A 13,845-nucleotide genomic window follows, 5' to 3' on the forward strand; every position below is an offset into this window, starting at 1 on the left:
CTCCTTCCGCCGGATGAGCTTCCTCGGCATGAACGGCATCCAGAACCCGCAGCACAATCAAATTTCCATTTTCGAGGAAACCGGCTCGGCCCAAGTCCGGGTGGCCACCATCTCGGCCAACGGCGAAGTCGAATACGCCGCCGGCCGCGGCGGCCGCGAGCCGCCCAACGTCCGGCTGCTCGAGCTTTTGAACCATTTGGTCCCGCCGCTCGAAGACGCCAAGGTCGATCCGGCGGCTTATCAAACCCGGCTTCATCAAGCGCTGGAGAGCATGCCCCAGTTCCGGGGCATTCAACCCACCCTTCGCCGCTCGGTCGACATTCCCCGCGACTTCAGCTTGGGAAGCACTCCTCGCGGCCACGTCCAAGATTTCAACCACGGCTGGCAGCTATTCCGCCACTTGCGCTCGGCTCGGCAATGGCGCAACCCTTCGAATCCAGCCGAGTCGGCCGCCCTTCGCCCGCCTTGGCGACTGAGCCGGGCGATGAGCTGGGAGATGCTGCGCTGGGGCAGCCAAACCGCCGGTTGGTTCCTGATGCAGAGCTTCAGCAATCCCCGGCCCAACACCGACCACCTCCGCCTCCATCTCTTTCCCGAAGGCGGCGGTCAGCTCAGTATTTACCGCAACCAAGAGCTCCACAACATCGTCACCGCCGGTCCCGAGGGCCCTGCTTGGTATGCCGACCAGGAAATCCGCCAGATGGGCCGCGAAGGCATCACCTTCGCCACCCATTTCGAGGCCCTCCAGGCGGCGCTGGCCCGAAGAGGCCAAGGCAGCGCCTCGCCTTTCATCCTGCAGGTGCAGCAAGCGCCGGAATTGGATTTGAGCCGTCTTCATGTCGGCTCCAATGGCGAGTCGCTCTCGATCCGCAACGTTTCCGAAGCTTGGACCCGGATCGAGCGGCTGATTCCACCGGGCATCGAGTACCGCGTCGACCCGCGCATCGAACAAACCGTCGTCAACTCCCTGATCGCCACCTCGGCCGAACCCGACCGAATCATCGTCGACTTCCCGCAAAGCCAGCCGGCGATGCAGCTCGATATCCAGGAGCAAAGAATTCGGGTCGGCGACGGCGAAGTCCCCCGGGTCAATATCTTCGTCAAACGCGGCGACAACGCCTTTGCCCGGGTTTACGAGAACGGAGTCATCCGCGAGGACTTGGCCCGCGACGTCCATCAGGAAAGCCTGCGCCAGGCCCAAGAAGGCACGATGCGCCGCAACATTCTCGCCCGCGGCGGCCAGGGATTCCTGCGAGCCTTCACCCACGTCCGCGGCAGCGGCTTCACTTACGGCGCCTCCCATTTTATTTCCTTGCCTTTGATCCTCGGCATCGAGCGCCTCATGCTCAATCCGACCGAGCGTCGCCTCATCGGCACTCCGGGCCTCGAGGCCAACTTGAGCCCGAGCTACCTCGGGCGCAACGTGGCCTTGCCTTTCGGTTATATGGCGATCGGTTCGGGCCTGGGCACCCTGGCGGTCGACGGCGCCTACAACTCCCGCCGCGGCATCTGGAACGCCATCCGTAACTACCGAGGAACCGAGGCCACCCTTTCCCAAGCCTGGCGCGACGCCCGGCCCAGCTTCTACAACGGCTCGCCCTTTACCCGGCCGGTTTCGCCGAGCTTGGTCTTCCGGGGTTTCCTCCAGCGGGCCACCCCGCTGTTCGGCGCTCTCTTGGTTTTCGACGTCGGCCAGCATGGCAGCCTCTTCTCGGCCTCGAATTGGGGAGACTCGCTCACCTCGGCTCGGTTCTGGGGCCAGGTCCGAAACGTCGGCATCGTCTCGGTGGGTTCGGCGACCCTGCTCCGCGGCATCCAGGCTTCCTCCACCGCGTCCTCGGCTTTGGTCCGCGCCGGCCTTTTTGCCGACGCGACGACGGCGGCCGGCGCTCGCCTCGGTCTCTCGGCCAATGGCGCCCGCTATGGCTTGACCTTCCGCGGCGGCATCGCCCTCGCGGTTCTGGAAATGATGGCCCTCGGCGCCATGAGCGCCTACGAGCGCAAACAGCAGCTCCAAGAGGCCGGCCGTTCGCTGCGCAGCGACCTCGGCCAGGCCATCGACCGGCGCAACGAGGTCATTTCCCGGCTGGAGATGGGCGAAGAGGTCGAGCCGCGGCACCTCTTCGCGGCCGACGCCCACGTCCAGGAGGCCCAAGCGGCTTATCGCCGCTTCCTCGAGCTCACCGAGCGGACCGAAGGCCATGGAAATCCCCGAGAGCTCGGCATGGGCAATGACTTCGCCAGCGAGGAGCAGCGCTACCGAAGCCTGCGGGCAACGACCGCCGATCCGGTGGCCCTGACCCATTTGGAATCGGAGCACAGCCGCCGCTTGACCGAGCTGCGCTCCCGCTACGAGCACATGGAGGCCGAGCTCGATCGGCTCTATGCCCGCTACGGCGCCGCCCGCAGCGTCGCCGGCGAGGGGAATGAAAGTCTCCGCGACTTCCTGGCCCGCCAAGCCCAGACCTTGAGCGCTAATCCCGATTTGGCCCACCAAGCCGCCGAAGCCGCGGCGCCCCCGGCCCCGGTCCAGCCCCCGGTCAGCGTCGAAAGCAGCGATGGCCAGATCATCGTCGACCAGCTTCGCTGGAAAGCGGCCCAAGAGCCCGGCTTCATCCTCTGGAGCCGGGAGCGCCGGGCCGACTACATCCTGCGGGAGTTCCGAGGCTATACCGTCTCCGACGGCAACGGTGGTCACCGGCCCTGGAACCAGGCCGAAGCCCTGGCCTTCCTCGACGCCGTCGACGCCGCCAACATCCGGCGGATCCACAACCTCGAGGCGCCGCTCACCCTGCCCACCGAGGGGCGCGACGGGCTCCGCACCGCCTCGCTCCAAGAGCTGCTCAGCTCCGAACAAGGCATCCGCGCCCGCGAGGCGGCTTCTCACGGCCACGTCTCGACTCACACCGCGGCCTTGGCCGACAACGTCGCCGATCTCGACCGCCAGATGGAAGCTTATTATCGGATGACCAACGAACGCAGCGCCGCCGCCCTTTCCCAGTTCCTGCCGGCGAACACCGTCGCGCTGGCGCAATAAATCCCCCCTGCCCCCCTTTTTCAAAGGGGGGTGAAGAATTTGCAGATGCTTTCTACTAGATCAGGAATCGTATGCCGCGGCGGCATCGCCGCGACCTTGAGTCCCGCGGCCTTGGCGGCTTTAGCGGTGACCGGACCGATCACCGCGGCTGGAATGTTCCGCGCCCGGCCCCAGAAGCGGCTAGCCTTGAGGCGCTGGGCGAAATGGCGGGCCGCGGCGCCGCTGGCGAAGGTCAATAGCTGGGGCGGTGCTTCCTCGAAGATTTGGCGCAGGCGCCGATCCGGGATCTTGGGAGCGACGCTGCGGTAAGTCGGAACAATCTCGACCTCGGCTCCGCGGCGGCGAAGAACGAGCAGGCCTTCCTCCTCGCCCTCTTCGGCCCGAGCCCAGAACCAGCGCTTGCCGCGCAGCATCGACTTGGGAAGCGATTTCGCCAAGCCGGCCGAGGTGAAGATCGCCGCGACCTTGGAAGCCGGATAGCCGGCTTCCTTCAAGCGCTCGGCGGTGGCCGGCCCGACCGCCGCCCGGAGCATCCCGGCCAAGGGACGAGGGTCGACCCGCCTTTCCCGCAGCCGCCGAAAGAAGAAATCGACTCCATGGACCGAGCTGAAGAGAATGCCATGATATTCGGCAAGGCGGCCGAGGGCTCGGTCGAGGGCCCGATGGCTGCGCGGACGGCGAATCTCCAAAGTCGGCAGCTCCAAGACTTCGGCGCCCCGCTCCTCCAATAAGCGGCTGAGCTGCGAAGCCTGGGCGGCGCCGCGGGTCACCAAAACTCGGCGGCCGAAGAGCGGCCGGCGCTCGAACCAAGCCAGGGAATCGCGGAGCCTGACCACTTCGCCGACCACCGCGATGGCCGGCGGCGCGATCTCGGCGCGCGCGGCCAAGCCCGGCAAACTCTGCAGAGTTCCGGCCAGGCTCCGCTGCCGCGGGTAGGTGCCCCACTCGATCAGCGCGGCCGGAGTCCGAGGATTCATTCCTTGCTTGAGCAGCTCGGCGAAATTTTTCCTCAGGGTCTTCACCCCCATCAAGAAAACCAAGGTCGGCTGCTTGGCCAAGGCGGCCCAATCCAGCGGCGGCGCCTCGCCGCCTCGCTTCTTCTCGGGATCCTCATGGCCGGTGAGGAAGGTCACGCTCGAAGCGAAACGGCGATGGGTCAGCGGAATTCCGGCATAGGCCGGCACTGCCACCGCGCTGCTGACGCCGGGAACGATCTCGAAGGGAACGCCGGCCTTGGCCAAAGCCTCGGCCTCCTCGCCGCCGCGGCCGAAGATGAAGGGATCGCCGCCCTTCAGGCGAACCACCCGGCGATGTTTGCGGGCCGCCGCGATCAGCAGCTTGGCGATCTTCTCCTGGGGGAATGCCTCTCGATAGCCGCGCTTGCCGACGTCGCGGTGCAAAGCCTGGGGACAATGCTTGAGGAGACCAGGATGAACGAGTTGATCGAAGAAGACGATGTCGGCGCTCTCCAACCTCTCTTTGGCCTTGAGCGTGAGCAGCCCGGGATCGCCGGGACCGGCGCCGACCAGCGAGACCAGGCCGAGGGATTTTTTGGAACTTGAACGTCGCATAATTACTGTAGGGGCACCCCTCGCGCCTTTTCCATCAATCGCAACAACTCATCAGCAACCTTGTCCCACTCCGCCGCCGCGCCATCGACCTCTTCCTCTACCCACCGACTCCCGTCGGGCTCCGCCAAAAACGCTTTCAGCTTCATTCGGTCTCCCCGAATCTCCCCATACACCCCCAAGGGCAAATGGCAGCCGCCGCCCAGGGCCTTCATCACCCGGCGCTCGGCCAGGGAGACGGTTTCGGTGGGCCCATGATGCAAAGGCGCCAGCAAGTCCTTCACTCGGCGGTCGCCGGCCCGAGCTTCAATGGCCAGGGTGCCTTGGCCCGGAGCCGCCACGATGGGCAGGTCCACCGCCCGGCTCAAATCGACGCCGAGGCGGCGCAAGCCGGCCTTGGCCAAAACGATGGCATCGAAAGCTCCCTCGTCCAACTTTCGCAGCCGGGTGTCGATATTGCCGCGGAGCAGCTCGAAGCTCAGATCGGGGCGAAGCCGGGCCAGTTGCAGCCGTCGCCGCAGCGAGCTGGTGCCGACTCGAGCCCGCGGCGGCAGCTCGGCCAAGCTCTTCCTAGAAGCGGCGATCAAGACGTCCTCGGAATCGAGGCGCTGCGGATAAATCGCGATTTCCAGGCCCGGCGCCAATTCGGCCGGAACGTCCTTGAGACTGTGAACCGCCAAATCCACCTCTTCCCGAAGCAAGCCCTCCTCGATCTCCTTGACGAAGAGCCCTTTCCCGCCCACCTCGGAGAGAAAGCGATCTTGAATGCGGTCGCCCGAGGTCAGGATCTTTTTGAGCTCGACCTTGAGGCCGGGATGGCGGGCTTCGAGGGCGGCGGCGAAGGCGCTGGACTGGGCCCAAGCCAGGGCCGATCCGCGGGTGCCGAGGATGAGGCGTTCGGGGCTCATTTCGATGGATTCCTCTCGTTGAGCAAGCCCTGGAGCAAAACGGCGAGCCGTTTGTCGACCTCGCGGGCTTGGCTCAGGACCTCTTCGTGGCTCGGCGGCTCGCCCAGCTTCAGGCAGGAATTGGTGACCGCGGCCAAGGCCGCGACTTCCATTCCGGCGTGAGTGGCGGCGATGGCCTCGAAGACGGTCGACATGCCGACCAAGTCCCCGCCCAGCCGCCGAAAGGCCTGGATCTCGGCGGCGGTTTCGTAGCTCGGCCCGGCAATGCCGACGTAGACAGCGGCCGGCAGCTTCAACTTCAAGCGTCGGGCGGTTTTCTCCACCTTCTTCGCAAAGGAATTTTTGTAAGTCCGGTCGAGCGAGGGAAAGCGCGGGCCCAGAAAGTCCAGGTTGGGGCCCCGCAGCGGGTTGGCGCCGGTCAAATTGATGTGGTCTTCGATCAGCGCCAAATCACCGGTCTTGAGGCTCTTACGAATGGAGCCCGAGGCGTTGGTGAGCAAGAGGCGTTTCACGCCCCAGAGCGCCAGGCTGCGCACCGGAAAGACGACCTCTTCGGGGCTGTAGCCTTCGTAATAATGGACCCGGCCGCGCAGCGCCAGCGCCGAGCTGAAACGCCCTTCGATCCGCAGGGCTTCGCCGCGATGGCCGTCGACCTTGGGCCGGGGCCAGCCGGGAATCTCGCCGTAGGAAAGCCGGTGGGCCTTGGGGTGGAGCCTGAGGAATTCGGCGCCCAGACCCGATCCAAAGACGACCGCAAAATCGGGAGCCGCGCCGAACTGCTTTTGGAGAAATTTTGCGCTTCGTTGCAACTCTTGCATCGTGCTCTCTCTTCCCCCCTTTGAAAAAGGGGGGCCAGGGGGGATTTAAAGCGCCGGCAATCAAACCTACGAGGGCATTTCGCCACAGCCTTAAATCCCCCTGTATCCCCCTTTTTCAAAGGGGGAGAAGAATTCTACTCATAATTTTTTAGCACGGCTTTGACCAGCGGTCTTTGGGGAGATTTTCGCCGGCCGATCCGGAGAGCCCGGTGGAGATGGGGCCAAGCCGCGGCCAAGCGGTCTTTCTCATTGTAGAAGACGTCGGCGAGAGCCTCACCTCGGGTGACGCGATCGCCGACTTTCTTGCAGAGAGCCAGGCCGACCGTGGGATCGATCGACTCGCCCTTTCGCTTCCGCCCGGCTCCCAGGGCCATGGCGGCCAAGCCCAGCTGCTTGGCATCCAGGGCGGCGACATAGCCGGAGGCCGGGCTTTTCCAAACCTTGAGCCGGCGGCTCAAGGCCAGGCTGGTCCGGGCTTCGATTCGGCCGCCGTGGCCTTTCAACCAACGGAAGAAAGCTTCTTCCAATTCTTCCGAAACCAGCCGTTGCTTGAGCTCGGCCAAAGATGGTGCCGCCCGCCGGCCCCGAGCCAAGATCGCCATCTCCCGGGCCAAAACCGCCGTCAGCTCGACCAAGTCGTGAGACCCACGGCCGCGGAAGGTTTCGAGACATTCCAAGACTTCGAGGTTGTTGCCGATGGTCTCGCCCAGCGGCTCCTCCATCGCCGAAAGCACCGCAGTGGCCCTCAAGCCCAGCTTCGCCGCGACCTTCAGCAAGAGGCGGGCGGCGTGGCTGGCTTCGGGATAAGTCGGGAACAGCGCCCCGCTGCCGAACTTGACGTCGAGCACCAGGCCGTCGAGGCTCTCGATCATTTTTTTGGAAAGGATGCTGGCGACGATGAGCGGCAGGCTGGCCACCGTGCCGGAGGCGTCGCGGAGCGCGTAGAGCCGGCGGTCGGCCGGAGCCAGAGCCGAGGTCTGCTCGAAAATGCAGAAGCCATGACGGCGAAGGATCTTCAGGACCTCGGACCGGGTCAGAGCGGTCTTGAAACCCACCACCCCCGAAAGCTTGTCGATGGTGCCGCCGGTATGGCCGAGCCCCCGCCCGGCCATCAGGGGCACTTGCAGCCCATAAGCGGCGAGCAAGGGTCCGAGCAGAAAGCTGGTCTTGTCGCCGACTCCACCGGTCGAGTGCTTCCCGATACGCCGGCGCTTGGGATGGCGCGGCAGCCGTTGGCCGTGCCTGGCCATTTCCTGGGTGAGCGCGACCGTCTCCGCCTCGTTCATCCCCCGCAGAACCACCGCCATCAGCCAGGCGGATAGCTGGTAATCGACCGCCGAGCCCTCCACCACCGCGGCGACGAGGTCGCGGATTTCTTCGGGAGCATGGCTTTGCCCTCGGCGCTTTTTCTCGATGAGGGGACGGAGATCCATCAGGGAATTTCCATCTCGCCGAGGAAGCTGGCGCCGAAGCCGGGCTTCACTCCCAGAGCTTCGGCGGCGGTGGCCCCGGAATCGGCGAAGCTCGACCGGACACCCAGCGATTTCCCGCCGCGGCTGGCCGGCGCGTAAGCCAGCAAGGGAACGTACTCCCGGGTGTGGTCGGTGCTCGGAAGAAAAGTCGGATCGCAGCCGTGATCGGCGGTGATCATGAGGAGGTCGCCGGCCCCGAGCCGGGGCAGGAGCTCGCCGAGCCTACCGTCAAATTCCACCAGCGCCCGGGCATAGCCTTGAGGATCGCGCCGATGGCCGTAGAGCATGTCGAAGTCGACCAGGTTGACGAAGATCAAGCCTCGCCTTTCCTCGCGCAGCGAAGCCTCGAGCTGATCCATGCCGGCGGCGTTCGACTGGGTGTGATAGGAGCGGGCGATGCCGCGCTCGCTGAAGATGTCGCCGATCTTGCCGATGCCCACGACCGGCACCCCGGCAGCCTCCAACTTCTCCAAGACCGTCGCGCCCGGCGGCGGCGCGGCGTAGTCGCGGCGATGCAAAGTCCTGACGAATTGACCGGGCGACCCGGCGAAGGGCCGGGCGATCACCCGGCCGATCCGGTAGCGGTCGCAAAGCCCGCGGGCGATCTCGCAATAGCGATGAAGCTCGGCCACCGGCACTTTCTCTTCGTGAGCCGCGACCTGAAAGACGCTGTCGGCGCTGGTATAGACGATGGGATGGCCGGTCTTGAGGTGCTCGGCGCCGAGCTCTTCGAGGATGGCGGTGCCCGAAGCCGTGACGTTGCCCAAAGTCCGGCGGCCGATGGCTTTTTCGAAGGCGCCGATCAATTCCGGCGGGAATCCCCGGGGGTAGGTCTTGAAGGGTTCGGCGGTGACGACGCCGGCCATTTCCCAGTGGCCGGTGGTCGTGTCCTTGGCTTTGGAGAGCTCGGCCATCTTGCCGTAAAAGGCGCCGGACCGCGAGGCCGCGGCCAGGCCCGGGATGGCATCGACGCGACCGAGGCCCAAGGACTCCAGCATCGGCAGCTTCAAGCCGCCCATTGCCTCGGCCACGTGTTTCAGGGTATGGGCACCGGCGTCGCCGAAGTCGGCGGCATCGGGCATGGCGCCAATGCCGACCGAGTCGAGCACGATCCATGTCACTCGCTGAACCGACATGGATCCAGATTATTCCGCATGAAAGTCACGATCAATCAAAAAGCCCAGGAAAGGCTGATCCGAGGTCACGATTGGATCTTTCGCAGCGACTTGATCCAAGTGGAGGCCGAGACCGCCGGCCCGGCCGAGGTCATCGGCGAGAAGGGCAAGCTCTGGGGCCAGGCCCTCTACAGTCCCAAAAGCCTCATCGCCCTCCGGATGATGACCCGGGGCGCCGAGCCCATCGACGACGGCTTGATTCGGGAGCGGATCCGCCAAGCCATTGGCCGGCGCGAAGCCTGGTATCCCGGCGAGGGAGTCTATCGCGCGGTCTTCGGCGAGGCCGACGGCCTGCCCTCGCTGGTGGTCGACCGCTTCGGCGAAACCCTGGTTTTCCAGACGCTGAGCGCCGGAATGGAGACTTTCAAGGAGTGCGTCGTCGAAGCCTTGCGGGAGCTCGGCCCTCGGGCCCTGATCGAACGCAACGACTCGATCGTCCGCCAGCGCGAGGAGCTTCCGCTGATCCGTCAAGCCTTGGACGGCGAAGCGCCGGCCGAGGCCGTTTTCACTTTCGCCGGCAAGCGCTTCGGCTTCCGTCCGCTGGAAGGCCAAAAGACCGGATTCTTCCTGGACCAACGCTTCAACGCCGCGGCCGCCGCCCGCTATGCCCACGGCGCCATGCTCGACGCTTTTTCCTACGTCGGCCAATTCGGAATCCACGCCGCCTCGCGAGTCGAATCGGTTTTGGCGGTGGACGTGTCGGGGCCGGCCCTGCGCCAAGTCGAGCAAAACGCCAAGGCCAATGGCCTGGGCAATGTCGCGGTGCTGGAGGCCAATGCCTTCGATTTTCTGAAAGAGGCCGACCAGGAAGGCCGACGCTTCGACACGATTTCGCTCGATCCCCCGGCCTTCGTGAAGAACCGAGCTTCGCTCCAACAAGCGCTGCGGGGCTATAAGGAGATCAACCTCCGGGCCCTCCGGATGCTCCAGGAAGGCGGGATCCTCATCACCTCTTCCTGCAGCCAGCACATGGCGGTCGAGCTCTTCGAGCGGATGCTGGCCGAGGCGGCCAAGGATGCCCGCCGGCGAATCCAGCTCCTGGAACGACGCGGTCAGCCCGCCGATCACCCCATTTTGTTGGCGATGCCGGAAACCGACTATTTGAAGTGCTATATTTTGAAAGTGATTTAGATATGATCACATCTAAGGTTTATGTTGGTGCCTTCGGGTCATTCGCCAAGTTCATTCTTTGTTGGCCTTCGTCGCCTTTCTATCGAACACAAAATCTCGTTTCAATTCTAGTAATTTGTAAACAACTCCTGTCCCTCTCCGATAATTAAACTGCCTATAGGGAGGCAGTCAGGGGGACACGATGGGAAGCAAATCGCTCACGGCGATCAATCGCTCACCTTCGATCTTAGACCGCGCTTCTCCGATTCAAAACCAACCATTAACAGAAGCCCAGGCCTTGACGGACCAGATTGTCTATATACCAGGAGTTGATTATGACATCGCCCGTCAATAAACCGTCCACACCATCGGTCGAACGGTCCGCGCTTCCGGAATCCATCGATCTGAAACCGATAAAAGACCTTTACCTGGAGAATCTTAACGGTGCCCAGGGACTCCTCGGACATGAAATGGTTGCCGATGTCTTCCAAGGCTCCGATGTTTCCCTTACGGAAGATGATAAACTGAAAGGGCTCTGTTCATCCGATGTTGTTGCCCTTGATAAGGAGGCAGAGACAATCCAATTTATTAAAAAATGCGACCTCGATCATGACCAAAAACTGGACCTGGATGAGTTTGAACATTGCACGGACGCTCTCAAGGAAAAGTTCAAAGGTGACTTGGCTCCAATCAGGAGCGAGGCGTTCGGGAGCTTGGCCGAGGTCGTTCAAGAGCGGTGGGCACCGATTGCCGCCAACATGACCAAGCTCAAAGCCAAGTTGCTCTGGAAACCGACTTTGGATGTTCTAAAAACTTATTCCGAAGGAATCCCCAGATCTCTCAAGTATCAAAAAACTGACGAGACAGGTGCCTTTGTTTTCTATGAGCATGAAAATCGAAAAAAAGCTCTGGAAGCGCTGAAAAAAGTGGTCGCAGAAGGCATTGAAAAACGCGAGCCTTGGGCCATGCAGGGAGATTTCATCGGAATGCTTAATCGGCTTGACAGGGCGGATCAAGTAGCTTTGCACGACATTCCTTTAAGTGAAATCCATCAGATTCTGATGCTTCCCGACCAAAAGGAGCGAGCCGAGAAGCTCTATCAGCTTGCGATACGGGAACGGCCTCAGCAAGACCCGTATTGGGGCAATCTATATTTTGCCCGTTCGATTCTGGCCTATTTGGGAAACCGATCCACAACGGGCGATGCGGGCTTTGATAAGAGGATGACCGAAAAAGCGAATCAGACCCGAGAGGAGATCCTGGGTGAGGGTGGTTCATGGGTTAACATAATTTCCGTGGGCTTGACTAACGTGCTTTGCCTGGGTGGGCTGTTATGTGATCCCACACCGTACCGTTCCCCGGGCGACGCCCCTCTGGAATATAATCGCTTCGATGCGAATCACGACTTGGACGCCAGCCCCTACCCCGATGTCCTGGCTTCTCCGGACGCGGATTCAAAACGCCGATGAAACGGCGCAGCTGGGATTTGGGAAGGGTGACCAGGTGATGCAGGTTGATCGCGGAGAGGGGAAAGTCTATTTCCCCCTCTACCCCCAAGATTTCTTCTATACTTAATGTAATATTTTGTTTTTTGGAGAGCATTTTCTTTTAGATATCGGTGCGCTAATCGCCAATATCCAAAGGTTTAAAATTCCGGCATAACCCGTTTCATGTAACCGTCGAATAGAGGAACGGTAAAACTGTTATCGCCATGGGATGGGCTATAGATCATTCCCTTTTTAATCAAGCTCGCCCTAGTCGGCGCAACCGATTGGACTTCTTTTTCTAACAAATGAGCAATGTCGCCTGACCTATGAGGGCCGACACCAAGCTCCGCCATCGCACGTAGATATCTTTTTTCCCCTGGAGTCAAACGATCGAAACGAACCCGAAAAAAACTTCCATCCAGCTCTGCGATAGCAAGCTGGCCAGCGCAGTTCGCATCTTCACAAGTAATTGGCGACTGTCTTGCGCATTCCCAACTGTGCTTACCCCATTCTTGCAAAAAATAAGGATAGCATTTTGTTTGAGAAAGGATCTCTTTTAACGCCGGCTCCTCGTATTTTACTCCTAGTTTTAATGCAGGGGTCTCAATAGCCGCTCTAGCCGCATCGGAATTCAACGCCCCAATTTCTGGATACTCAAACAATCTCTCCGCATAGGATTTCGCCCGCCCCGCTAGTCCCACGAGCTGAGGTAAGCCGGCTCCAATTAGGACGACTGGCAGCTGACTTTGAGTGCACTTATGGAGTGCCATGATGAGAGCGGCAAATTGCTCTTCCTCGATGTATTGTATCTCATCTATAAAAAGGACTAATGCGGTGCCCCTTTCTTTCGCGGCTTTTCCAACCTCCGAAAAAAGCTCGATGAGATCATGCTCGAGATCCCCTGAATCAGCGACGCCGGGCTCTTTTCCTAAGTCGACCCCAAATTCAATGTCTTCATATTTGACCTTCATGGCTTCAACGAAACCACCGAGCACTCGTAGCGCTCGTTTAACCAAATCTTCGGTGGCGGCCATTCTGCTTAATTTTAGTAAGACACCTCTTAGGGGAGGAATTAACAATGCAGGCAACGATCGTTTTTCCGGGGTTTCAACTGAAACGACGGCAAAACCTCTCGCTTCAGTATCTTGAGCAATACGGGTCAGCAGGACCGTTTTTCCAACGCCTCGCAACCCAACCAAGAGAAGACCGCGAAATGCGAGACCGCTTTTACAACGATCTATGGCAATAGCAGCCTTCTCGATAATCTCATCTCGACCTGCAAGTTCGGGTGGTCTTGTACCGGCACCAGGCGCGTAGGGGTTTGTGCGAGGATCCATATATTTAGTATTTACTATAGTTTACTAAAAAATACTAAGATATACTAATCTTCGAATATATAAATAATATATTAATAAATTCAAATAGTTATGGCGAAGGCTATTCGAAGACGCAGATATACTCCGAGATCCCCTTCACCACCGAAATCTCGAAAGCCGAATTCCCAGGAACGCGGAACTCCATGCCGGCGGCATAGGTCTTCCACTCTTCCTCGCCGGCGAGCTTCACCTTGCAGGTCCCGGCGGTCATGATCATTCGTTCGGGGGCGCCGGTGTTGAATTGGTAGGACCCGGCGTAGATCAGACCCAAGGTGCTTTTCTTGCCGTGGGAATCATAAACGCTGTGGCTGACCACCCGGCCATCGAAATAGATGTTGGCCTTGGCGTCGACCGAGACGTTCTCCAACCTTTGAATCGGGGCTTCGGACATAGGGTCTCCTCCTTCAATAGCTAGGGGCTTTTTCCTCGAACAATTTTCGCTCGGCCGCAAGCACTTCCAGCCTTTGGGCCAAATCCTCCATCGCCTTGGCCTGCTCCTCGTCGCCCCGTTCGGCTTCTTTTCGGGATTTTCTCCGCAAATGGCGGAGGATCACCTTCAGGTAATGCGGCGTCTTATCCGAAGGGATCAGATAATTGGTCAGCAGGAGCAGCCCCAGCGAGCCGGCGAAGAGCGCCAAGGCCCAATGCCAGGGAAAAACCCAGTGACCGATCCCGAGCAAGACGGCGCCGAAAATCACGGCCAAAGCCAAGCTGATCCACTGGCCGCGGGGCGCCAAGATCCGCTGCATCTGGCCGGCCGAGATCCCGGGAACGGCCTCGGCCAAGACCTCGGAGAGCCGGCTGTTCACACCCCAGATCCGCCAAGCGTAAGAGGTGAAGACCGGGAAGAGCAGCGCCGCGATTTCGACCAGAACATGCATCGAGGCCTCTCTA

General features: G+C 61.2%; 11 protein-coding genes. 3 read left to right on the forward strand and 8 right to left on the reverse strand.

Going from position 1 to position 13,845, the window contains the following annotated elements; translation table 11 throughout:
• Window positions 1-3,037: hypothetical protein (locus VJR29_01905; GenBank protein ID HKY62148.1), on the forward strand; the 3,037-nt coding region annotated here is incomplete at its 5' end.
• A 20-nt stretch (window positions 3,038-3,057) separates the two neighbouring features.
• Here the strand turns inward: VJR29_01905 and cobA are convergent.
• The 5 genes from cobA to VJR29_01930 form a co-directional block, all read right to left on the reverse strand.
• Window positions 3,058-4,608, reverse strand: coding sequence for a uroporphyrinogen-III C-methyltransferase (gene cobA, locus VJR29_01910; GenBank protein HKY62149.1), 1,551 nt, complete (start codon window positions 4,606-4,608; stop codon window positions 3,058-3,060).
• 2 nt (window positions 4,609-4,610) lie between these two features.
• Complete coding sequence (hemC, locus tag VJR29_01915; protein HKY62150.1) at window positions 4,611-5,513, reverse strand: hydroxymethylbilane synthase; 903 nt, start codon at window positions 5,511-5,513, stop codon at window positions 4,611-4,613.
• On the reverse strand, window positions 5,510-6,331 hold the full coding sequence (locus VJR29_01920) for a purine-nucleoside phosphorylase (protein ID HKY62151.1): 822 nt from the start codon (window positions 6,329-6,331) through the stop codon (window positions 5,510-5,512). The genes hemC and VJR29_01920 overlap by 4 nt, the downstream gene beginning before the upstream one ends.
• Window positions 6,332-6,465: 134 nt before the next feature.
• Window positions 6,466-7,764, reverse strand: coding sequence for a thymidine phosphorylase (locus VJR29_01925; protein HKY62152.1), 1,299 nt, complete (start codon window positions 7,762-7,764; stop codon window positions 6,466-6,468).
• Window positions 7,764-8,939 carry a phosphopentomutase gene (locus VJR29_01930; protein HKY62153.1) on the reverse strand — a complete coding sequence of 392 codons (1,176 nt, stop codon included), beginning with the start codon at window positions 8,937-8,939 and terminating at the stop codon, window positions 7,764-7,766. The genes VJR29_01925 and VJR29_01930 overlap by 1 nt, the downstream gene beginning before the upstream one ends.
• 18 nt (window positions 8,940-8,957) lie before the next feature.
• On the opposite strand from VJR29_01930, the gene VJR29_01935 reads away from it, so the two are divergent.
• Complete coding sequence (locus VJR29_01935) at window positions 8,958-10,109, forward strand: class I SAM-dependent rRNA methyltransferase (protein ID HKY62154.1); 1,152 nt, start codon at window positions 8,958-8,960, stop codon at window positions 10,107-10,109.
• A gap of 314 nt (window positions 10,110-10,423) precedes the next feature.
• Window positions 10,424-11,557, forward strand: a complete 1,134-nt coding sequence (locus VJR29_01940; GenBank protein ID HKY62155.1) for a hypothetical protein — start codon at window positions 10,424-10,426, stop codon at window positions 11,555-11,557.
• 176 nt (window positions 11,558-11,733) lie between these two features.
• Here VJR29_01940 and VJR29_01945 read toward each other — a convergent pair whose 3' ends face one another.
• From VJR29_01945 to VJR29_01955, 3 genes are all read right to left on the reverse strand, one after another.
• Window positions 11,734-12,912, reverse strand: a complete 1,179-nt coding sequence (locus VJR29_01945) for an ATP-binding protein (GenBank protein ID HKY62156.1) — start codon at window positions 12,910-12,912, stop codon at window positions 11,734-11,736.
• Window positions 12,913-13,012: 100 nt separating this feature from the next.
• Window positions 13,013-13,327, reverse strand: coding sequence for a pyrimidine/purine nucleoside phosphorylase (locus VJR29_01950; GenBank protein HKY62157.1), 315 nt, complete (start codon window positions 13,325-13,327; stop codon window positions 13,013-13,015).
• A gap of 28 nt (window positions 13,328-13,355) precedes the next feature.
• Window positions 13,356-13,845 (reverse strand): hypothetical protein (locus tag VJR29_01955; GenBank protein ID HKY62158.1); only part of this gene is annotated, 490 nt, incomplete at its 5' end.

The sequence above is a fragment of the bacterium genome (assembly GCA_035281585.1).
In the GTDB taxonomy this organism is placed as follows: Bacteria; UBA10199; UBA10199; order DSSB01; family DSSB01; genus DATEDP01.

Bases quoted from the DNA above. Each gene is read 5' to 3' on its own strand.
- cobA (HKY62149.1), bottom strand. From the start codon at position 4,608: ATGCGACGTTCAAGTTCCAAAAAATCCCTCGGCCTGGTCTCGCTGGTC.
- hemC (HKY62150.1), bottom strand. From the start codon at position 5,513: ATGAGCCCCGAACGCCTCATCCTCGGCACCCGCGGATCGGCCCTGGCT.
- VJR29_01920 (HKY62151.1), bottom strand. From the start codon at position 6,331: ATGCAAGAGTTGCAACGAAGCGCAAAATTTCTCCAAAAGCAGTTCGGC.
- VJR29_01925 (HKY62152.1), bottom strand. From the start codon at position 7,764: ATGGATCTCCGTCCCCTCATCGAGAAAAAGCGCCGAGGGCAAAGCCAT.
- VJR29_01930 (HKY62153.1), bottom strand. From the start codon at position 8,939: ATGTCGGTTCAGCGAGTGACATGGATCGTGCTCGACTCGGTCGGCATT.
- VJR29_01935 (HKY62154.1), top strand. From the start codon at position 8,958: ATGAAAGTCACGATCAATCAAAAAGCCCAGGAAAGGCTGATCCGAGGT.
- VJR29_01940 (HKY62155.1), top strand. From the start codon at position 10,424: ATGACATCGCCCGTCAATAAACCGTCCACACCATCGGTCGAACGGTCC.
- VJR29_01945 (HKY62156.1), bottom strand. From the start codon at position 12,912: ATGGATCCTCGCACAAACCCCTACGCGCCTGGTGCCGGTACAAGACCA.